The sequence below is a fragment of the Candidatus Zixiibacteriota bacterium genome, assembly GCA_035574315.1.
Lineage (GTDB): Bacteria > Desulfobacterota > Binatia > UBA9968 > UBA9968 > DATLYW01.
Genome location: DATLYW010000012.1, coordinates 223325 through 243160 on the forward strand (window position 1 = coordinate 223325; position 19836 = coordinate 243160).

Sequence of the window (19836 nt, forward strand, 5' to 3'; positions counted from 1 at the left end):
GGAGGTTCGAGCCGTGGCCAGACGGATCATCTTCGTGACCGGCGGCGCCCGGTCGGGAAAAAGCAAATACGCGGAGGCGCGCGCCGAGGCGCTTGGAAAGCGTCCGCTCTACTTCGCCACCGCGGAAGCCATGGACGAGGAGATGGCGCAGCGCATCGCCGCGCACCGGAAGCGGCGCGGCGAACACTGGGAGACCGTCGAGGAGCCTTTCGAGCTGGCGCAGGTGCTGCTCTCGTATCGCGGCCGCGCGGATTGCGCGCTCGTCGACTGCCTGACGCTCTGGCTGAGCAACCTTCTGCTTCTCGGAGGGGAAAGCGCAGCCGAGGCACGAGTCAAGACGCTGCTCGAGACGCTGCCATCGCTCGATTTTCACGTCGTACTGGTCGGCAACGAGGTCGGCTGCGGCGTTGTGCCAGAGAACGCACTGGCGCGACGGTTCCGCGATCTCGCGGGCTGGACCCACCAGCGGGTGGCCGCGGCCGCCGACGAGGTGGTGTTGATGGTAGCGGGAACGCCGCTGACGGTGAAGCGGTGAGCGGGAGCCTGTTGGCGGAGACGCTCCGGCGAATCGGTCCCATCGACCGCGACCTGGAGCGAGCCGCTCAGGCCCGGCTCGACTCGCTGGCCAAGCCGCAGGGCAGCCTTGGCCGGCTCGAGGAGCTGGCCCGGCGGGTGGCGGCGATCCAGGGCCGTGTTCCGCCACGTCTCGGGCCCAAGCTCCTGTTCGTGCTGGCGGCCGACCACGGCGTTACGGAGGAGGGCGTGAGCGCTTACGCAAAAGAGGTCACGGCCCAGATGGTCCGCAACTTTCTTCAGGGCGGGGCGGCGGTGAACGTTCTCGGCCGGCACTGCGGCATCGACATCGAGGTCGTCGACGTCGGCGTCGACGGCGACTTCGGCGGGATCGGCGGCTTGCGGGATTGCAAGCTGCAGCGCGGCACGGCGAACTTCGCCCGCGGCCCCGCGATGACGCGGGGCCAGGCGCTAGGTTCGCTGGAGGTCGGAATCAACTTGGCGCGGGAGGCCGCGAGAAGGAATGTTTTCTTGCTCGCGGCCGGCGACATGGGGATCGGGAACACCAGCAGCGCCGCGGCCGTCGTCTGCGGCTTGACCAGCGCAGCTCCCGCAGAGATCGTCGGGCGCGGCACCGGGATCGATGATACGACCCTGGAACGGAAGATCGCCGCGATTGAGTCTGGGTTGAGGCTCAACCGGCCGGACCGCGATGATCCTCTGGATGTGCTGGCCAAAGTCGGCGGTCTGGAGATCGGCGCGGCGGCCGGCCTCATCATCGGCGCCGCTGCGCTCCGCCTTCCGCTGGTGCTCGATGGCGTGATTTCCACGGCCGCCGCGATGCTGGCCACACGGCTGCACCCGCAGGCGGTAGAGGTACTTTTCGCTTCCCACCTTTCCGCCGAGCGCTGCCACCGCTTGATGCTCGAAAGGCTCGGACTACGGCCAATCCTCGATCTTCGAATGCGCCTCGGCGAAGGGACCGGAGCCTGTCTCGCGATTGGCCTGATCGAAGCCGCGGTCAAGATCATCGTCGAGATGGCGACGTTCGCCTCGGCCGGAGTGAAGGAGAAAGTGCGATGAGTTCCTTTGTCGTCGCGTTGCGGTTCTTGACTCTCTGCCCATGGCCTCGATCCGGCAACGACCCGGTCGAGAAGCCGGGGCGGTCGGCGATTTTCTTCCCGGTAATCGGCTTCGGGCTGGGCTGCATTCTGGTCGCGGCGGAGACCGGCCTGTCCCTGCTCGCGAGTCCCGGGCTGACGGGCGTCGTCCTCGTCGCGCTTCTTGCCGTCCTGACGCGCTCCCTCCACCTCGACGGCCTCGGAGATACCTTCGACGCCCTCGGCGCCAGCCGCGAGCGGGCGCTCGAAGCGATGGCGGACAGCCGCATCGGCGCTTTCGGCGCGGTCGCGATCGCGCTGACGATCCTCTTCAAGGTCGAGGCGATCGCGGGGCTCGGCGTCGACCGCTGGCGCGCGCTGCTCGCCGCTCCGGTGCTGGGGCGCTGGGCGATGGTTCTTTGCGGCTACCGCTCCGTTGCCGCCCGGCCGGGACTCGGCTCGCTGTTTGCGAACGGCCTCGAGGCGAAGCATCTCCTGGTCGCGACCGCGATCGCGCTGGTGCTGGTTTCGGCCGTCCTTCGCGGTCCCGGCCTCGTGGTGATGGCGTGGGTCGCCGCTGTCGGCTTGGGCGCTAAGGCCTATGCCCACCGACGCCTGGGGGGTGTAACCGGAGACGTTCTCGGCGCGATCGGCGAGCTCGGTGAGACCTCGGTCCTCGCCTTGCTCGCTTTGGGGGCGCGATGAGCTTTTCGTCCCGGACCGCCACCGGCCTGTTGCTCCTCGCCGTTCTCGTGGCCGCGGCGCAGGCTCTCCCGGTCGCATCCGCGGCGGCGCCGGCGCCGCCGCAAAGAGTCGTTTCCCTCGCGCCGAGCGTCACCGAGACGCTCTTCGCCCTGGGCTTCGGCGACCGCCTCGTCGGCGTCACCACCTACTGCGACTATCCCGCGGGGGCGCGAAAAATTCCCAGGATCGGGGGCTTCATGAACCCGAGCCTCGAGGCGATCCTCGCCCGCCGGCCCGATCTGGTGCTCGGCGTCGTGGGCGCCACGGATCCCGTCACGGCAGGCGGAATGAGACGCCTGGGCCTTCGGGTCGATCTCATCTCGCTCGGGAGCGTAAGCGACATCTTGAGCGCCGTCAAAAGCATCGCCCGGCTGCTCGGAAACCCCGACGCCGGGGAAGAACTGGCGCGGCGGATCGCCCGACAAATCGACCGGGTGAAGCGGCGGGTCGCGCCGGCGCCACGCCGCTCGACGCTTCTGGTCGTCGGCCTGCGTCCGCTGATCGCCGTCGGCGGCAAGAACTTCATCGACGAGTTGATCACCCTGGCCGGCGGCAGGAACGTCGCCGGCAGCGCGCCGCAGCCCTGGCTCAATCTGCCGGACGAATACGTGGTCGCCAGGGCTCCCGAGGTGATCATCGAGGCGGGGATGGGCTCGGAGCGCGCGGAGTCGTGGCGGCACTGGCGGGACCTCGGGTCCATTCCGGCGGTGAAGGAAGGTCGCGTCTACTCCTATCCTTCGGACAAGATCCTGCGTCCCGGCCCGCGGATCGGCGAAGGGCTCGAGGAGATCGCCCGGCTCGTGCACCCGGAGTGCTTCGCCCGCTCCAGCGGTCGAAACCGCGGAGAAACGGCATGTGAAAGTTCTCGACCGTAAGAAGATGCTGCTCGTGAACGGCGCCCTGCTTGCGGCACTCGGCGCCTCCGTGGCCGCCTGCGCGCTGCTCGGTCCCGTGCGCCTCGACTGGACGCGGTTGCTGCGCCAATTTCCCGGGGGTCCGGAAGCCGAGATCCTCTTCCGCGCGCGGCTGCCGCGGGTGCTCCTGGGAGCCGCCATCGGCGGGGGCATGGCCGCCTGCGGCGCCGTGCTGCAGGCCTTGCTCCGCAATCCCCTAGCCTGCCCGCAGATGCTGGGGGTGTCGGGCGGGGCCTCCCTGGGCGGTATCTTGGGTCTGATCTTTCTTCCCGGCTGGCTCTTGCCCGCGTGCGGCGCGCTCGGCGAGATCTCGTGGGCGCCGCTGACGGCGTTCTGCGGCGCCTTGCTGAGCATGGTCTTGATCTACCGCTTTTCCTTGTTTCACGGGCGGCTCCATCCCTATCACCTGCTTTTGTCCGGCGTGGTCTTCAATTCGTTCATCGCCGCCGTGATCATGTTCCTCAACTCGATCGTCGATTTCTACCAGGCCCAGGGCCTGCTTTTCTGGCTCATGGGAAGCCTTTCCACCCGAACCTATGTCACCGTGGCTTTCATCTGGGCGTACGTCGTCCTGGGCTTTTTGTGGCTGTGGAGCAAGAGCCTGGCGCTGAACCTGATCGCGCTGGGCGAGGAGGCGGCGCTGCAGCTCGGCGTCGAGACCGCCGCGCTGCAGCGCGACGTCTTTATCGCTTCCTCCCTGATGATCGGCGCCATGGTCTCGGTGAGCGGCATGATCGGCTTTGTCGGGCTGATGATTCCCCACGTCATGCGCCTGCTCGTCGGCAGCGATCACCGGCTCCTGCTCCCCGCTTCTTTTCTCGCCGGCGGCGTTTTTCTCGCCTGGGCCGACACCCTCGCGCGCATCGTGCTCGCCCCCGCGGAGCTCCCCGTGGGGATCGTCACGGCGTTCTTCGGCGCGCCCTTTTTTCTCTTCCTGCTCTCCCGTGGCGGAGGGAGGAACGCGGCCCCATGAAGGCGATCGGCATCGAAAATCTGGCGTTCCGGTACACGGAGGCTCCGGTTCTCGAAGGCGTCTCGCTCGCCGTCGAACGAGGGGAGATGCTGGCGCTCCTCGGCCCCAACGGATCGGGCAAGACGACCCTTCTCAAGCTCCTGGCCGGGCTGCTGCCCGCCGACGGGACGATCGAAGTCAACGGCCGGCCCTTGCGCGACTACGGCCGGCGGGAGCTCAGCCGACTGATCGCCGTCGTGCCGCAGGAAACCCAGGCGATTTTCCCTTATACCGTGGCCGAGGTCGTCTTGATGGGGCGGGCGAGCCACCATAGCCCGCTGGCCCTCGAGAGCGCGGCCGACCGGGAGGTGGCGCTCCGGTGCATGGAGCTGACCGGAGTCTTCACGCTCGCCGATCGCTACCTCCACGAGCTGAGCGGCGGCGAAAAGCAGCGGGTGATCATTGCCCGCGCGCTCGCCCAGGAGCCGGAGATCCTGCTGCTCGATGAGCCGTCCGCGTTCCTGGACCTCAGGCACCAGGTGCAGGTGCTCGAGCTGCTCCGACGGCTCAACCGCGAGCGCGCCCTGACCATCGTCGCCGCGCTGCACGATCTCAATCTCGCTGCGCTTTTCTTTCCGCGGCTGGTCATGCTGCGGGGGGGGAAGATCTATCGCGACGGCACGCCAGCCGAGGTTCTGACGGAACAGACCGTCGAAGCGGTCTACGGCGTTCGCGTCCGGATCGAAGCGGACGGCCAAAGACCGCGGTTGTTCCTCCGTCCCGAAGGCGCCTAGCGGTTCGCCTTGCGGTATCCCAGCGCGTCCTGGGCGATGATCATCTTCTGGATGTTCGAGGAGCCCTCGACGATCTGGTAGGACTTGGCGTCGCGGTAGTAGCGCTCGACGGGGAATTCCGTGGAGTAGCCGTACGCCCCGAGGATTCTCAGCGCCGCGTCCGCGGCGAAGTTGGCGGCTTCCGCGGCGACGTATTTGGCGATGGAGGTCTCCAGATTGTTCGGCCGCTTCTGATCCGCGAGCCACGCGGCGCGGTAAACCAGCAGGCGCGCCGCTTCCTCGTGCGCGATCATCTGCGCGATCAGGTCCTGGTTCATCTGAAACTCGCCGATTTTCTGGCCGAACTGCACGCGCTGGTTGCAGTAGCTCACGGCCGCCTCCTTGGCGGCGCGCGCAACGCCCAGGGCGCCCGCCGCGCAGTTGAGCCGGGTCTGGTTGAGCTGCCACATGCAGATCTTGAAGCCGTCGCCTTCCTCTCCCAGGCGATTGGCCGCCGGCACGCGAAAGTTGTCGAAGATCAGCTCGCCCAGCGGCGAGCAGTGCGCGCCCAGGGTTTCCATGGTCCGGCGGGTCAGGCCGGGCTGGGACCAGTCCGCATAGAAGGCGCTGATGCCGCGGTGCTTTTGCGACCGGTCGGTGTAGGCATAGACCAGGCCGCCCTGTGCCACCGGCGCGTTCGTGATGAAGACCTTGTTGCCATTGAGCAGATAGTGATCGCCTTCTCTTTTCGCCACCGTGCGCATGCCGGCGACATCCGAGCCCGCTTCAGGCTCGGTGATCGCGAAGCAGCCGATGACCTCTCCGGTGACCAGCGGCGGGATGAATTTCTTTTTCTGCTCCTCCGTGCCGAACCGTAGCAGGGTCACCGCCGGACCGACTTGCATGTTGATGGCCACGCGCATGGCGCTGTGAGCGCGCGCGATCTCCTCGGTGATCAGCACCATCGCCAGGTAGCCGAGCCCGTTGCCGCCGTATTCCTCCGGGATCATGGTGCCGTAGAAGCCGAGCTCGCCCATCTTGCGCAGCAGGTCCGGGCGGAAATTCTTCTCCCTGTCGTCCCTGGCCGCGCTGGGCGCGATCTCCTTCTCGGCAAATTCCCGCGCCAGGTCGCGCACCGACAACAGCTCGTCCGATAGCTCGAAATCCATTTTTCATTCCCCCGCCAGCCGTACGACGACGGCCCCGCGCCTCGAAGCCCTCCTATCCCGGCCTCGCGCCGGGCGACGTTTTCAAGAGCTCCCGCGCAATCACGATTTTTTGAATCTCCGAAGTGCCCTCGTAAATCCGCAGCGCGCGGATGTCCCGGTACAGTCGTTCCACGACGCTCCCCACCACCACGCCGCTCCCGCCGTGGATCTGCAGCGCCTGATCGATCACGCCTTGAGCGGTCTCCGTGGCGTACAGCTTGGCCATCGAGGAGCGGAGTTTTGCCGCCGGCAGTCCGGAGTCCACCGTCCAGGCCGCCTGGTAAACCATCAGACGCGCAGCTTCGAGCGCCGTGGCCATCTCGGCGAGCTTGAACTGGGTGGCCTGAAACTCCGCGAGCGCGCGTCCGAACTGCCGCCGGCGGCCGCTGAACCCGAGCGCCTCTTCCAGGGCGCGCTGGCCCAACCCCACCGCTGCCGCTCCCACCGTGCAGCGCAGCAGCTCCAGGGTCGCAAACGCGATCTTCAGGCCCTCGCCTTCCTTTCCCAGCAGTGCGCTCTCCGGAATCGCGCAGTCCTTGAAGACGATTGTGCCGATCGGGTGCGGCGAGATCACCCGCGTCTTCTCGGTCACCCTGAGGCCGGCGCTGCGCGCCGGAACGACGAAAGCGCTGATGCCCTCGGCGCGCCTCGCGGGATCGGTCGACGCGAACACGACGTAGGTGTCGGCGATGCCGGCGTTGGAGATGAGCCGCTTGGTGCCCTGCAGCACGTACCCGCCGTCGCGCCTGACGGCGCGGGTCTGCAGCGAAGCGGCGTCCGAACCCGCCTCGGGCTCGGTCAGGGCGAAGGCGGCGATCGCGTCCCCCGCCGCCACGGGTGGCAGGCAGGCAGCCTTCTGCGCTTCGCTCCCGCAGAGAGAGATCGGGTAGCTCCCGAGAGCCTGAACTGCGAACATTGAGTCCGCCAGGGCGGACTGGCGCGCCAGCTCCTCCCGGATGATGCAGAGATCCCTGGCGCTGACCGCGCGGCGCGCGCCGCCGTAGCGATCGGGAACCGCGAAGCGGAGCAACCCAGCCTCCCCCAGCCCTCGCAGGAGCGCACGGGCCGCGCCTTCGACATCCGCGCCGGGTTCGCCGGCGGACGACGCCGCCGCCCACGCGCGCACGCGCTCGCGCAGTTCGGCGTGATCCGGTTCGAAAAAAGGCGGCTGGCTGCTCATGACGAATGATTGCGCCGCGGCGTGGCCTCGAGCCCATCCGCCGCAGCATATGCCTCGCTCACGAGCCGTTGGTGCTTGCCCGCGGGCGTTGCGAGATCCGCCTCGCGGCCGAAGCTTCTGTAGATCGTCACGGCGCCTACCGACCCCTCTCTTCGAGCGATTTCCGCCTCAGAACGTGGTAACGCGAAACCGAAAGGCGCGCAAGCTCACGCCATGACGGCTCCGCCGTCCACGTTGATCGCCTGGCCGGTGACCGCCGCTGCTTTCTCCGACGCCAGAAGCAACGCCAGCTGCGCGACTTCTTCGGGATCGATCAACCGGGCCTGCGGGGTGCTCGCGGCGAAGAGACGGAGAATCTCCTCGGGGGTCCGGCCGGTGCGCGCCGCCATCCGGGAGGCGTTCTCACGGGTCAGCTCGTCGTCGAGGTAGCCGGGGCAAACGGCGTTGACCGTGATGCCCAACCGCGCCGTCTCGAGAGCCAACGCCCGCGTCAGCCCCAACACGGCATGCTTCGAGCTCGCGTAGGCTGACACGTGGGGATAGGCGATCTTCGCGGTGGTCGAGGCGATGTTGACGATCCTCCCCCACCTCGCTTCGAGCATTGCCGGCAGAAAGACCTTGCAGCAATTGTAAGTTCCGTTGACATTGACCTGGAAGGTGTGCTCCCACAGCGCATCGTCCATCTCGAGAAAGCTCGCTGCGCCCGCCACCCCCGCGTTGTTCACCAGGACCGCCACGGGGCCGAGCCGGTCTTCCAGGTTTTTCCGCAGCGCCTCGACCTCGGCCCGTCGGGTAATGTCGCACGCGAAGGCCGCGCTTTCCCCTCCCTCTGCCCGCGCGATATCCGCGCTCGCCCGCAGCCTTTCCGGATCGCGCGAGGTCAGCCCCAGCCGCGCGTTCGCCCGGGCAAAGGTTCGCACCAGGGCCCGGCCCAGCCCGCCGCCCGCTCCGGTGATCAGGACGACCTTCCCTCTGAGATCGATCACGGCTCCTCCACCATAGCACAGGCCCCGCGGAATACCCATGGCCCGGCCCGTTCCACGGGCACGCCGCGTCTTGTCCTCCGCGGCGGTTTTGTATAAAGGAAACTCAGCCAGCAACAGGGGGGTTGAACCATGAGGCGCCGGATTCCAGCCGTCGCCGCCGCGCTGGCGTTCGCCGCCGCGCCCGCTTTTTCGCCTGCCGACGATACCATCAAGGTCCTGTGGCGCGAGGCTCAACCGCCGGCGGAAGAAAACGAGCTCGACCCGCTCAGCCGTGCCTACATGCGGCTCGCAAGCTCGGCGCGCCCCGCGGTCGTGCAGGTGCGCGTCCTCCTCGAACCTTCCGGCAAATCCCCGTCGGCGGATTCCCGCACGGGGAGCCGCGGGTCGGGATTCATCATCAACGCGGCAGGTTATATTCTGACCGCCCAGCACGTCGTCGACCGCGCGAAAGAGATCGAGGTGCGGCTCCCCGACATGCAGCGACTCCCCGCACGCGTGGTGGCCGCCGACGCCAACGTCGACCTGGCCTTGCTGAAGATCGAAAGCGAGCGTGAGCTGCCGGTGCTGGCGCTCGGCGATTCCGACGAGATTCGAGTCGGGCAGCTGGTCGTGGTTTTCGGATATCCTTTCGGCCGCGAGAGCTCGATGAGCCTCGGTATCGTGAGCCGGGCGGGGCGCACCTATCCGGATTCGGCAAGCTACGAGCTCATCCAGACGGACGCGGGCGCGTATGCGGGAGGCAGCGGGGGGCCGCTGCTGAACAGCCGCGGCCACGTCGTCGGCATGATCACGATGGCGTCGGAGCGAGGCAACATGGGCTTTGCCTTGCCGATCAACGTCGTCAAGCGCGTCCTCCCTCGGCTGCTCAACGGCGAGAAGCTCGTCTGGGGCTGGCTCGGTCTGCAGATGACCGAGGTCCCCCTGAGTCAGGCCAAGACGCTCGGCCTTTCGCGTGTGAAAGGGGTGCTGGTGAGCTCGGTCCTGCCGGGGCAGGCGGCGGAACGGGGAGGCCTTCTTTCCAGGGACGTCATTCTCGCGGTCAACGGCCTGCAGGTGGACAGCCCCCGCGACGTCCATCGCCTGATCCGGGGGCTGGAGGCAGGCCGGGAAGTAAGGCTCACGGTCTTGCGGAACGGCGAGACCCTGCACCTTTCGGTGCCCCTGGGACCGAAGCCCGCCGCGCCCGCGAACGAGGGCAACGCCGGGCTGGACTAGCGCTGGTCCCCGTCCTCCGCCGTCGCCCCAGCCGGACTGAGCTTGCGCAGCTGCTCGGCGTAGCGCTGGAGCTTTTTTTCCACCCTCCCGTTGACGGAATCTTCCGGATAGCGACCGTCCGGGCCCCGCCGGCCGGCCTCCACCCCGGTCAGCACCTCGATTCCCTCGTCCACGGTGGCGACGGCATAGATGTGGAACCTGCCAGCTCCCACGGCCTCGACGACGTCGGGCCGCAGCATGAGGTTGCGCAAGTTCGCGCGCGGCATCAGCACTCCTTGCGTTCCGGTAAGGCCTTTGATGCGGCAGACGTCGTAGAAGCCCTCGATCTTTCGGTTGATCCCGCCGATCGCCTGAATCTCGCCGTTCTGATTGACGGACCCGGTGACCGCGATGCCCTGGCGGATCGGCAGCTCGGCAAGGCTGGAGAGAATCCCGTACAGCTCGGTGGAGGATGCGCTGTCGCCGTCGACGCCGTCGTAGGACTGCTCGAAGCAGATGCTGGCCGAGAGCGAGAGCGGCCGGTCCTGCGCGTACCTGCTTCCGAGATAGCCGCCGAGGATCAGTACCCCCTTGTCGTGCGTCTTGCCGCTCAGCTTCGACTCCCGCTCGATGTTGACGATTCCGTCCCGCCCCATGAACGTCTTCACCGTGATGCGCGACGGCTTGCCGAAGCTGAAATCGCCCATCTGGTAGATCGCGAGGCCGTTGACCTGCCCCACGGCCGCGCCGTCGACGTCGACGAGCAGCGTGCCTTCGGCGATCAGCTCCTGCAATCGCGTTTCGACCAGGTTTAAACGAAACGTCTTTTCCGCGACTGCACGCTCGACATGCGAGGCGGAAACCAGCTCCGCGCCCTCCCTGCGGGCCCAGTAGTCGGCCTCGACGAGCAGGTCCGCGATCTCGCTGAAGCGCGTGGAAAGCTTGTACTGGTCCTCGACCACCCGGGCGCAGTGCTCGATCACCCGGGCGACGCCGCCGCTGTCCAGATGGCGGAGCTTCTCGCGCGTGCAGTAATCGCTGATGAAGCAGGCGAACGCGACGATGTTTTCCTGCGAGCGGTCGATCCGGTAGTCGAAATCCGCCTTGACCTTGAAAGTTTCGCGGAAATCCGGATCGAGCGTCGCCAGAGTCCGATAGAGCGCCGGATCGCCGATCATGATCACCTTCGTGTCGGTCGGGATCGGCTCGGGCCGCAGCCCCTGCGGCGGCGCCCAGCCGAAGAAGGTCGCCGGCTCCTCGACCCGCAGCTCGCGGTTCTTGATCACCCGCTGCAGCGCCTCCCACACACCCGCGTTCGACAGCACGTCACGGTCGTAGAGCACGAGGTAGCCCCCGTTGGCCCGGCTGATCGAGCCCGCCTTGATCAGGGTGAAATCGGTGACGTACCCGCCGACGATCGGCTTCTTTTCGACGACCCCGAAGACGTTGTGATAAGTCGGATTGGTTTCCACGATAATCGGCGGTCCCTGCGTCTCGCTGTTGTCGACGAAGACGTTGACGCGGTACGGCAGAAACGGATCGGCCGCCGCCTCGCCGAATCGCGGCCCGGGCGCGGTCGACGGCGCCGGCGGTTCGGTCCCCTTGAAGCGGCCGAGGTTTCCGAGAATGTGGTCGCGGACCGCTTCGAGATAGCTCAGCACTCTCGGGTGATCGCGGTATTTCTCGCGCAGCTCGGCCAGCGGCAGGCGCACCAGGTACTGCCCGGCCTCGCTCTCGAGCGCGTTCAGCTTCTCGGCGATTTGCCGTTCCAGCTTCTTCCCTTCACGCAGCGTCGCCTCGACCTTCTCCTCGATCTCGCGCCGCTTCTCCTCGAGCGCCTTTCTCTCGGCCGCGGAGAGCGCCAGATACTCCGACTCCTGCATGGGCTTGCCGTTGCGGGTCGCCAGCAGCACCATTCCCGAAGGGGTCATCCGAAGGGCGAAGTCGTGGCGGCGCGCTTCCTCGACCAGCGCGGCCATCATCTCCTGCTGCTTGTTCTGGATCTCCTCGACCATCGCCTGGCGCTGCTCGGCGAATTCTTCGCTCTCGAAAGTCTTCTTGGCCTCCCGTTTGAGGTGCTCCACGAGCTGCTCCATGTCGGCCTTGAGCCTCTTGCCCCAGCCCGCGCGAACCCTGAGCACCTGCGGCCGGTCGGGATCGGCGAAATTGTAGACGTAGCACCAGTCGTCCGGCGTGGCGGCGTCCTGGCCGGGAGCGGCCCTTTCGGAAGTGACCTTCCTGAGGAACGCCTTGATGATGCTGGTCTTTCCGGTTCCCGTGAGCCCGGTGACGAAGATATTGAAGCCCGGCTTGTTGACACCCAGGCCGAACTCGATCGCGCGCATCGCGCGGTCCTGCCCGATGAAGTCCTCCAGCGGATTCATGTCCGCGGTGCAGCTGAAAGGCAGGAACGAGAGATCGCACCGCCAGCTCAACCGATCCGCCGACACCTCGAACGCGTTGGCCATCGAAAACCTCCCGGTTTTCGACAGAGGATAGGCGCTCGGCGGGCGAGCGTCAAACTGCCCGGCGGTATTGAAACGGCGGGCGTGCGATCCCTATAATTCGCTGATGCCCCCCCCACTCGGCAGACGCCCCCCGTGGATCAGGCGCTGGGCCTCCGCGCTCGCCGTCGTCCTCTCGTTCGCGAGCTGTGCTCCCTATCGCGCACCGGCGCCGGCGATCCCAGGCATCACGCCCCCTGCGGAGGACGAAGATGTCCGCATCAGCCGCGAGTTCCGGCGTGAAGCAAGAAAGCACCTGCGGCTGGTCAACGACCCCGAGGTCGAGCGGTATATCGATGACGTCGGCCGCCGCATTCTCGCCGCCATGGGGCCCCAGCCGTTCGAGTACAGATTTTTCGTCGTCGACGAAGCCCAGCTCAACGCTTTCGCGGTTCCTGGGGGCTCGATCTATTTCTACGCCGGGCTGATCGAGAGAGCGAAAAGCACCTCCGAGATCGCGGGCGTCATGGGACACGAGATCGTCCACGTCAAGGGGCGCCACATGGCGCGGTCCGCCGGTCCCGACGCCGTTTCGCTTTTGAGTCTTCTCGGGATGATCCTGCTCGCCCGCAGTGGCGGCGCGGCGGCGCAAGCGGCCGGCGCCGTGGGCCAGGCGATCTCCGCGACCCGGCAGATCGCCTACGGTCGGCAGCTCGAAATGGAAGCCGACACGCTCGGCGCGCGCTACATGGCCGCCGCCGGCTTCGACCCCGAGGGCGCGCTGGGTTTCCTCAAGACGCTCGACCAGGAGCGCGCGCTCAGCCCCATCGACGTCCCGAGCTACATGCTGACGCACCCGGTCACTCAGGAGCGCCTTGCCAACATCGAGCTGGTCATTCGCTCGCTCGGGGATACCCGGCCGAAGGCTCCGGACCCCGATCCGTTGAAGAAAATCCAGCTGATTCTCCGGATGGAGCGGGATGCCGACAAGGCGCTGGCGGAGCAGGAGAAGCAGGTTCGCGAAAACCCCAGGAGCGCCTCCGCCCTCCATTTGCTCGGCTTTGCCTACTTTTTGAAAGGGAATATGGCCGCGGCGCGGGAAAACTATGAGAAGGCGCAGCGACTCGAGCCCGGCAATCCCGCCCTGGAAAGGGATCTGGGGCGCCTGTATACCCGGATCGGGGACTACGCCGCCGCCCGGGCTGCGTTCGACCGGGCGATCGCCGCCGAACCGAAAAACGCGCTTACCTACCTCTTTCTTGGGGAGCTTTACGAGAAGGAAAACGACCTGAGAAATGCGGCGGGCGCCTATCTGAACGCGTCTAACCTCGCCCCTCTGTGGGAGAAGCCGCCGCAGCGTCTGAGCGCGGTCTACGGGAAGCTCGACCGGCTCGGCGACGCCTACTATTACCTCGGCCGCTCCTACGCGCTTCAGGACGAGGACGAGCTCGCGATCGCCAACTTCGAAAAAGCCGTCAAGGCGCTGGGCGGGCAGTCTCCCCGCGCCCAGCTGATCCGCGACGAGCTCCAGCGCCTCAGAACGCGCAAACGGTGATCAGTCCTGGTTCTGCGTGCCCGGAAAAGGATAGACCTTGCCTGCGGCGGAACGGCTGTACTTTTCTTCCCGCCTGAGCAGGACCTCGCGCAGATAATCGGGGTCGAACCCCAGCAGATCGCAGATGTTGGTGAACGAAAAGAGCCAATCGGTGCCCCGATCCTCGATCCACTCCAAGGCATTCTGGTACTGAATCCGGCCGGAGCTGCTCCGAGCGCCGCGATACTTGTCGAGGCACTCCACCGCGTCCTTCAGAATAGCGATCATCAACCGCTTTTCGCCTTCGAGCTTTCGGGAAAGACCGCTGGTGCCGTAGAACTGCGAGGGGAGAAAAACGTCGGGCTCGAGAATCCTTGCGAGGAAATCGTCGTACATCTGAAGAGTTTCTCCTGGCTAAAGTTGAATCGTCATAAATAGCACGGACCGGCTCCGAATGCAACCGAAAAATCGCACGATACGGAAATTTGCGAACGGCGCGGAAAGCGCCCTTCGAAAGGCCGCGCGGCCCGCTTCGGCAGGCACGCCGCGTCGCCCGTCAGATGTTTTCCATCAAACCGGCCAGGCGGGTCTTGGCGACGTTATGGTCCCAGATCTTCTGCACGACCGCATCCCTGCGTCGCCCTTTCATCACTCTCCGGGTCTCGTCGTCGGTGTAAACGCGCACTGCCCCGAGAAGCGACGCTTTGTAGAAGCGGGCGGCGGCCTCTTCGAGATCAATGCATGCCGCAAACGTCCATTCGATCGACTGTCCCACGACCATCGACCCGTGGCCCCTGAGGATCACCGCGTCCCGGTCGCCGAGAGCCCGGGCCACCGCGTCGCCCTGCTCGATTGTATGGATCAACGCAGGGTCCATGTAGAGCGGCATCGGCCCCGGCCCGAAAAACGCCCCCGGATTGGAAGAGGCGGGAAAGAAGGGCCTGTCCACCATGCTGAGCACCGCCACCATGTGGTTGTGCAGGTGGGCGATGCTGCGGACGTCGGGGCGTGCCTTGTAGCCGCGCGCGTGCATGTAAACCTCGGACGGCGCCCTGTACTTCCCTTCCACCAGATTGCCCTCGAAATCGGCGACGACCATGTCGTCGGCGCGGACCGTCGCCCGGCTCACGGGATGAGGCAGAATGAGAAAATGCTCGGTGCCCGGAATCCGGGCGCTGATGTGACCGCTGTAATCGACGAGGCCCGCATTGAAAAGCATCCGCGACGACATGGCCAGCTTGATTCTGAGATCCGATAACTCCGACACGGCCTCTTTCCTCCTCGACCTTTGATCCGCACATATAGCCGCCGGCGCCCGCAGGCGCAACCACTGAAGCGCACGCCGCCCGCGGACAACCGGTCAGCGCATTCGAAAAGACGGCGGGACGACCTCGTCGATGCCCTTGCCGGTCCAGTGCCACTTGGGAAGGCTCGCCCAGACCTGCTCCCCCCTGGTCTGGACTTTCTCGAGCAGCTCTTCTTCGTCGAGGCGCAGATAGCGTCCGCCGTCGACCAGCGTCTCCCCGTCGACGATGACCGTACGAACGTCCCGGCTCACGGCGGTTTCGACCAGCGACCGGATCGGGTCGCGCACCGCGCCGAAAGCGATGTCCTTGAGGTTCACGATGACGATATCCGCTTTGGCGCCCTTTTCGAGCCGCCCCAGGTCGTCCCGCCCGAGCATTCGGGCGCCGCCCAGGGTGGCGGCGTTGAAGACGTCGCGCGGATGGCCCGCCAGAAAGCTTTTGTCCGCCACCCGCGACGCCAGCGCGGCGTAGCGCATGTCGGAGAGGATGTCCTTCGGGAAGGTGTCGGTGCCGATGCCGAGGTTGATCCCGGCCTGGCGATAGCGGTCGAAGGACTCCATTACGACGCCGAGCTTCAGATACTTGAGCGGACTGTACGCGACCGAAGCGCCCGAGTCGGCGATGATCTTGAGATCGTCGCCGAACGGATAGGAAAGCCAGCTGTGGCCGCTGACGAAGATGCAGTGCGACAGCGACACCTCGGGGTCGAGAAAGCCGATGCGATGCAGCAGCTCGATCGGCGTGCAGCGCTCGCGCCGGAGCACGGTATGGAACTCGAAGAGGTTGATCGTAGCGTGAATCTGCACGCGCACGCCGAGGTCCCTCGCCAACCGCCGCGTCCGCTGGAGAAGCTCCGGCGTGCACGAATCGACGTGCCCCGGGAACAGCATCGCGTTCAGGCGGCCGCCGCAGGCGCCGTTGAATTTCTTGGCGAACCCGACCGCCCGCTCCAGGCCCTCGCTGCCGCGCGCTTCGTCCCAGTCGTACTCCAGTCGCCCGGCCGAGTCGTGAAAGAAGCTGACGTTCTTGTAGCTCGGCCCGGTATAGCAACGGATGCCGACCTGATCGACCATGTCGACGTACGCCTGCGGCTCGGTTCCCGGCCCGCCGATCTCGAAGGTGGTCGTTACCCCGCTCTTCAGCACGTGGATGAGCGAAAACCGCTGGCCGACGTCGACGTCCTTCAGGTGAGCGTGCCGGGCCCCCTCGCGCGTCGGCGCGCCGTGCGCGAGGTAGTTGGCGGCGAAGAAGTCGCGCTTCGTCGAGTCGTTGAGAATGTAATCGCTTGCGTTGATGCCGGAATGGAAGTGCGTGTCGATGAACCCCGGGCAGACCAGGCATCCTCGGGCGTCGATGAGCTTGTCGGGTTTGCCGGGATACTCCTTGCCGACGAACTCGATCCGGTCACGCTCGAAGACGACGACCCCATCCCTGAGGATCTCGTGCTCGCGGCCGTCGAATCCGACCACGTACCCGCCCTGGATCAGCGTTTTCATGAGGTGCCTCTCAAGGAATCCCCGCCCGGCCGGGTCGGTACCGATCCGGTCCGAGCAACATGCCGCCGGACGGCCGCCGCGTCAGCGGCCGCTTTTCTGCCCGCCCCAAAGCTCGGCGAAAAAGCCGCTTTTCTCCAGATGCTGAACGAAGCTGTTGTCGTAAAGCTCCTCGGGTTTTTTTCTCACCTGGGTTCCTGCGGCGCGCACCAGCTCGACCGCTTCGGCCACCGCTGCGCCGGGAACCGCCATCCTGCGATCGACGATCTCCCGCGCGTAAACCCGGTAGGAAGCCCGCACGGCTTCGTCGTCGGTGATCCGCATCGTCTTGCGGATCGACGCCATGGCTTTGTCCGGATGCCGCTCGACGAAGTGAACCGCCTCGGCGAAGCCGGCGACCACCCGCTGCACCAGCTCCGGCCGCTCGCGCAGGCTGCGCTGGCTCGCGTGCAACGAGCTGTAGATGAAGGGCAGATCGAGATCGATCAGGCGGTAGAGCACGTTGAAGCCCTCGTTTTTCGCGCGCACGTCCAGCGGTGGCGTCACGATGACCCCCTGGACCACGTTGGCAGCCATCGCGTGAAAGCGCTCCGACTGGCTACCGCCGATCGGCCGGATTAAGACCTGAGAGGCGAGATTGAACTTCTTCAGCAGCGCGCGAGAGAGCCGGGCGCTCAAATCGCCCGGACGGGTCACCCCGAGCGACTTTCCGCGCAGGTCCTCCAGGCGCCGGATCTCCTGGCGGGTGACGAGCACGTAGGGGAGCTTGACCAGGGGCGCCGCCACCAGCTTCGCCTCCACGCCCGTCGCGAGGCCGGGAAGGGTCGCGTCCGCGGCGCAATAGAGGAACTGGATCTCATCGGCCGCCAAAGCGGCGAGCGAAGGGCCGCTGCCGCGGATGTAGACGTGCTCCATCCTGACCCCGTACTTGTCGAACAGGCCGTGATCGAGCGCGGTATAGAGGTGGGTGAAACCTCCGGAGACCGCGCAGGTGGCGATTCGTACGGTCACCGGCCGCTCGTTGGGGCCCGCCACGTAGGGATTGGCGGCCGCCGGACCGCCGGCGGCGAACAGCCAGAGCACCGCCAAGACGGCGCTCGAAACGGGGGTCGCCCTTCGGGGTTTCCTGGTGTGAATCATGGGTGTCGCTCCTCCTGCGGGAACAAAGGCGGGTCGAATTTAAATGATTTTCGCCGGCGACTCAAACGACGCGCTAGACCGCGAAGCGGAAGTGGATGATGTCGCCGTCGCGGACCACGTAATCCTTGCCTTCCACCCTCAGCTTGCCCGCTTCGCGGCACCGCGCCTCGCTCCCGAGCGCGATGAAGTCGTCGTAGGCGATCACCTCGGCGCGGATGAAGCCCCGCTCCATGTCGCTGTGAATCTTCCCCGCAGCCTTGCGCGCCGAGGTTCCCTGGCGGACGGTCCAGGCGCGAACCTCGTCCTCGCCGGTAGTAAAGAAACTGATCAGGTCGAGCAGTCGATAGCAAGCGCGGATGAAGCGGTCGCGCGCCGGCTCTTCCACGCCGATCTCCTTCAAGAACGCCGCCCGGTCGCTCTCCTCGAGCTGCGCGATTTCGGCCTCGACCCGTCCGGCCAGAGCGAGCCCCGTCAAGCCCCGTCGCTCCAGCGCTTCGCGGTAGCGCTCCGGCAGCGGCTTTCCCGCGTCCTCGTCGGCCCGGTTGAAAAGCACGAGCAGCGGTTTGCGGCTGAGAAAGCCGAAGCCGGACAGGAGGTTTTCCTCGTCGGGGGAAAAGGCGACGCTTCTCAGGCTCTGCTCGTTTTCCAGAGCCGCGGCGCACCGCTGCAGCAGCGCCGCCTCGTTGGGCCGGCCCTTTTCTTTTTTCAACCGGCCGAGGCGGTTTTCCACGACCGCAAGGTCGGCGAGAATCATCTCCGCGACGAGATCGTTCAGCTCCTTCAGCGGATCCGCGTCCGGCCCGAAATCGCGGAGCACGAGCGCGATCGCCTCGACTTCGCGCATTTGCGCCGCCAGGCCAGCGCCCGGCTTGAGCGACTCCTCGCCCCGACCTCCGGGAAAGTCCGTGAAGCGAATCTCGGCGTAGGTCGTCTTTCGCGGCCGGTAGATCTCCGAGAGCCGATCGATGCGGGCGTCGGGAACCTTGATCGTTCCCAGGTGAATCTCGCCTGCGCTCCCGGCGAAGCCGGTTTGCACCTGGAGGCCGGTGAGCATGTTGAAGATCGTCGTCTTCCCGGCCCCGCGATAACCGATCAGGCCGACTTTCATTGGCTATCCGGCTCCCCGTTTCCGCTTTCCGGTCTCCAGTTCCCGGTTCGAAATTCGAATTTCACCGCGCGTACGATTCGAAACGTGCTTCCCGTTCTTCGTTCTTCGGTCCCCGCTCTGACCCGTCCGCAGGCTCGAACCGCCCGACCTTCCGCCCCCCGGCCGGTCCTGCGCGACCGGCCGGGACTTCTCAATTTCTAACAGGAATCCGAAAGACAGCAAAGTCGGGGCCGTTATCCGACTTTGCGCTTTCCGACTTCCCGCAGAGCCGTTCGGGATCGCTTCCACCGCTTCAAACCCTGCCGCAGGTAGGCTGCGTCGAGCCCCAATACGTCGCAGATATTGACGAACGAGAACAGGTGGCTGCGGTCGTCGTCGAAAATCCACGCTTCGGCGTCGCGATGCAGAGCAGCCCGCTTGGGCTGCGTGGCCCGGAGATGGCTTTGAAAGCAGTCGACGGCGTCCCTGAGAACCGCCAGCATCAGCACCTTTTCCGGCTGCAACCGGAACTTTCTCTGGTAAGTCGCAAGATACTCGTGCGGCACCAGCACATCCGGCTGGAATATGGAAAACGCCCGTTCGTCGCAGAAGAACGCTTTGCGGACCGCCGGGGCACCGGCGGCCGCCTTTGTCCTGAACAAAACACGCTTGCCTTTCTTTCGCGCGATCATCTTTCCTCCGTAAAAAAAATTCCCTGCGGGCGCGGCCTCTCCGGAGGGAAATGAAAAACCCGGGCTCGCGCCGGCGCCGGAAATTTCCGCACGCACGGGCTTACGCGGCCGCCCGGCGCCGGAAAACAAGCCGGTAGCCGGAGATCAGATGATCAGGACGGATTGCAAGAGGTTGAGCGGGATTTTCGGCGCGAGCCGCATCGGCGCGAAGGGCTCAAAGGCGGGCTGGACCACCTTCCCGCACGACGAACGGTGATCGACCGCGCCGAGCTGAAACGAGCCGGGCAGATCGGCGGCCCCGAGCCCGATCTTCGCGACTAGACCCCAGCGGTCCAGCAGGGCTGGTCCCGCGGCTGCGGGGTGCGGCAGAGCCATGCTCGCGGCAAAGAGATCGGCGCTTTCTTCGTGCGCAGCGAAGCTGACGGCCACGGCTCCGAGAATCAGGAGCGCCGCCATGAGCAGGGCGGAGGCCGCTTTGAAGATTCGGTCCATGTCGGGCTGTGGCCAACCTAGCACTCGGCCTGGCCAAGTCAATAGCAACGCCGACTCCCTGGACCGGTTTGAAGTTACCGGGC

19 protein-coding genes are annotated in these 19836 nt (G+C 66.2%); 8 read left to right on the plus strand and 11 right to left on the minus strand.

Annotation, left to right across the window (positions count from 1 at the left end):
- The first annotated feature begins 13 nt into the window (after window positions 1-13).
- The 6 genes from cobU to VNN77_03390 are packed head-to-tail and all read left to right on the plus strand — an operon-like array spanning window position 14 to window position 5017.
- Window positions 14-535 carry a bifunctional adenosylcobinamide kinase/adenosylcobinamide-phosphate guanylyltransferase gene (gene cobU, locus VNN77_03365; protein HXG50429.1) on the plus strand — a complete coding sequence of 174 codons (522 nt, stop codon included), beginning with the start codon at window positions 14-16 and terminating at the stop codon, window positions 533-535.
- Window positions 532-1596 (plus strand): nicotinate-nucleotide--dimethylbenzimidazole phosphoribosyltransferase, encoded by a 1065-nt coding sequence (cobT, locus tag VNN77_03370; protein ID HXG50430.1) that lies wholly within the window; start codon window positions 532-534, stop codon window positions 1594-1596. The genes cobU and cobT overlap by 4 nt, the downstream gene beginning before the upstream one ends.
- A complete protein-coding gene (cobS, locus tag VNN77_03375; GenBank protein HXG50431.1) occupies window positions 1593-2318 on the plus strand; it encodes an adenosylcobinamide-GDP ribazoletransferase in 726 nt (241 codons plus the stop codon). The genes cobT and cobS overlap by 4 nt, the downstream gene beginning before the upstream one ends.
- The gene (locus VNN77_03380; protein ID HXG50432.1) at window positions 2315-3232 is read left to right on the plus strand and encodes a cobalamin-binding protein; all 918 of its coding nucleotides are present in this window, start codon (window positions 2315-2317) and stop codon (window positions 3230-3232) included. The genes cobS and VNN77_03380 overlap by 4 nt, the downstream gene beginning before the upstream one ends.
- Window positions 3213-4244 (plus strand): iron ABC transporter permease, encoded by a 1032-nt coding sequence (locus VNN77_03385; protein ID HXG50433.1) that lies wholly within the window; start codon window positions 3213-3215, stop codon window positions 4242-4244. The genes VNN77_03380 and VNN77_03385 overlap by 20 nt, the downstream gene beginning before the upstream one ends.
- Complete coding sequence (locus VNN77_03390) at window positions 4241-5017, plus strand: ABC transporter ATP-binding protein (GenBank protein ID HXG50434.1); 777 nt, start codon at window positions 4241-4243, stop codon at window positions 5015-5017. Before VNN77_03385 ends, VNN77_03390 begins: the two co-directional genes overlap by 4 nt.
- Here VNN77_03390 and acd read toward each other — a convergent pair.
- The 3 genes from acd to VNN77_03405 all read right to left on the minus strand — a co-directional run bounded on the left by acd (window position 5014) and on the right by VNN77_03405 (window position 8370).
- A complete protein-coding gene (gene acd, locus VNN77_03395) occupies window positions 5014-6165 on the minus strand; it encodes a glutaryl-CoA dehydrogenase Acd (GenBank protein HXG50435.1) in 1152 nt (383 codons plus the stop codon). The two genes, VNN77_03390 and acd, sit on opposite strands and share 4 nt — an antisense overlap.
- A gap of 52 nt (window positions 6166-6217) precedes the next feature.
- Window positions 6218-7384, minus strand: a complete 1167-nt coding sequence (locus VNN77_03400; protein ID HXG50436.1) for an acyl-CoA dehydrogenase family protein — start codon at window positions 7382-7384, stop codon at window positions 6218-6220.
- A 206-nt stretch (window positions 7385-7590) separates the two neighbouring features.
- Entirely contained in the window at window positions 7591-8370 is a 780-nt protein-coding gene (locus VNN77_03405) for an SDR family NAD(P)-dependent oxidoreductase (protein ID HXG50437.1), read from the minus strand.
- Between the two features lie 129 nt (window positions 8371-8499).
- Between VNN77_03405 and VNN77_03410 the strand changes: the two genes are divergently transcribed.
- Entirely contained in the window at window positions 8500-9585 is a 1086-nt protein-coding gene (locus tag VNN77_03410) for a trypsin-like peptidase domain-containing protein (GenBank protein HXG50438.1), read from the plus strand.
- Here VNN77_03410 and VNN77_03415 read toward each other — a convergent pair.
- The gene (locus VNN77_03415) at window positions 9582-12032 is read right to left on the minus strand and encodes an ATP-binding protein (protein HXG50439.1); all 2451 of its coding nucleotides are present in this window, start codon (window positions 12030-12032) and stop codon (window positions 9582-9584) included. The two genes, VNN77_03410 and VNN77_03415, sit on opposite strands and share 4 nt — an antisense overlap.
- A 103-nt stretch (window positions 12033-12135) precedes the next feature.
- Between VNN77_03415 and VNN77_03420 the strand changes: the two genes are divergently transcribed.
- Window positions 12136-13563, plus strand: coding sequence for a M48 family metalloprotease (locus tag VNN77_03420; GenBank protein HXG50440.1), 1428 nt, complete (start codon window positions 12136-12138; stop codon window positions 13561-13563).
- Here VNN77_03420 and VNN77_03425 read toward each other — a convergent pair whose 3' ends face one another.
- From VNN77_03425 to VNN77_03455, 7 genes are all read right to left on the minus strand, one after another.
- Window positions 13564-13938 (minus strand): hypothetical protein, encoded by a 375-nt coding sequence (locus VNN77_03425; GenBank protein HXG50441.1) that lies wholly within the window; start codon window positions 13936-13938, stop codon window positions 13564-13566. It abuts the gene before it with no gap.
- 160 nt (window positions 13939-14098) lie between these two features.
- Window positions 14099-14809 (minus strand): class II aldolase/adducin family protein, encoded by a 711-nt coding sequence (locus VNN77_03430; GenBank protein ID HXG50442.1) that lies wholly within the window; start codon window positions 14807-14809, stop codon window positions 14099-14101.
- Between the two features lie 93 nt (window positions 14810-14902).
- Window positions 14903-16345 (minus strand): chlorohydrolase family protein, encoded by a 1443-nt coding sequence (locus VNN77_03435; protein HXG50443.1) that lies wholly within the window; start codon window positions 16343-16345, stop codon window positions 14903-14905.
- A gap of 81 nt (window positions 16346-16426) precedes the next feature.
- Complete coding sequence (locus tag VNN77_03440; GenBank protein ID HXG50444.1) at window positions 16427-17482, minus strand: ABC transporter substrate-binding protein; 1056 nt, start codon at window positions 17480-17482, stop codon at window positions 16427-16429.
- A gap of 73 nt (window positions 17483-17555) precedes the next feature.
- Complete coding sequence (locus tag VNN77_03445) at window positions 17556-18590, minus strand: DUF933 domain-containing protein (GenBank protein ID HXG50445.1); 1035 nt, start codon at window positions 18588-18590, stop codon at window positions 17556-17558.
- A 233-nt stretch (window positions 18591-18823) separates the two neighbouring features.
- Window positions 18824-19261, minus strand: coding sequence for a hypothetical protein (locus VNN77_03450; protein ID HXG50446.1), 438 nt, complete (start codon window positions 19259-19261; stop codon window positions 18824-18826).
- A 144-nt stretch (window positions 19262-19405) separates the two neighbouring features.
- Entirely contained in the window at window positions 19406-19753 is a 348-nt protein-coding gene (locus VNN77_03455; protein ID HXG50447.1) for a hypothetical protein, read from the minus strand.
- Between the last annotated feature and the right edge of the window lie 83 nt (window positions 19754-19836).

Bases quoted from the DNA above. Each gene is read 5' to 3' on its own strand.
- VNN77_03400 (HXG50436.1), bottom strand. From the start codon at position 7,384: ATGAGCAGCCAGCCGCCTTTTTTCGAACCGGATCACGCCGAACTGCGC.
- VNN77_03435 (HXG50443.1), bottom strand. From the start codon at position 16,345: ATGAAAACGCTGATCCAGGGCGGGTACGTGGTCGGATTCGACGGCCGC.
- VNN77_03425 (HXG50441.1), bottom strand. From the start codon at position 13,938: ATGTACGACGATTTCCTCGCAAGGATTCTCGAGCCCGACGTTTTTCTC.
- VNN77_03445 (HXG50445.1), bottom strand. From the start codon at position 18,590: ATGAAAGTCGGCCTGATCGGTTATCGCGGGGCCGGGAAGACGACGATC.
- VNN77_03450 (HXG50446.1), bottom strand. From the start codon at position 19,261: ATGATCGCGCGAAAGAAAGGCAAGCGTGTTTTGTTCAGGACAAAGGCG.
- VNN77_03410 (HXG50438.1), top strand. From the start codon at position 8,500: ATGAGGCGCCGGATTCCAGCCGTCGCCGCCGCGCTGGCGTTCGCCGCC.
- VNN77_03440 (HXG50444.1), bottom strand. From the start codon at position 17,482: ATGATTCACACCAGGAAACCCCGAAGGGCGACCCCCGTTTCGAGCGCC.
- acd (HXG50435.1), bottom strand. From the start codon at position 6,165: ATGGATTTCGAGCTATCGGACGAGCTGTTGTCGGTGCGCGACCTGGCG.
- VNN77_03380 (HXG50432.1), top strand. From the start codon at position 2,315: ATGAGCTTTTCGTCCCGGACCGCCACCGGCCTGTTGCTCCTCGCCGTT.
- VNN77_03455 (HXG50447.1), bottom strand. From the start codon at position 19,753: ATGGACCGAATCTTCAAAGCGGCCTCCGCCCTGCTCATGGCGGCGCTC.
- VNN77_03415 (HXG50439.1), bottom strand. From the start codon at position 12,032: ATGGCCAACGCGTTCGAGGTGTCGGCGGATCGGTTGAGCTGGCGGTGC.
- VNN77_03420 (HXG50440.1), top strand. From the start codon at position 12,136: ATGCCCCCCCCACTCGGCAGACGCCCCCCGTGGATCAGGCGCTGGGCC.
- VNN77_03390 (HXG50434.1), top strand. From the start codon at position 4,241: ATGAAGGCGATCGGCATCGAAAATCTGGCGTTCCGGTACACGGAGGCT.
- cobS (HXG50431.1), top strand. From the start codon at position 1,593: ATGAGTTCCTTTGTCGTCGCGTTGCGGTTCTTGACTCTCTGCCCATGG.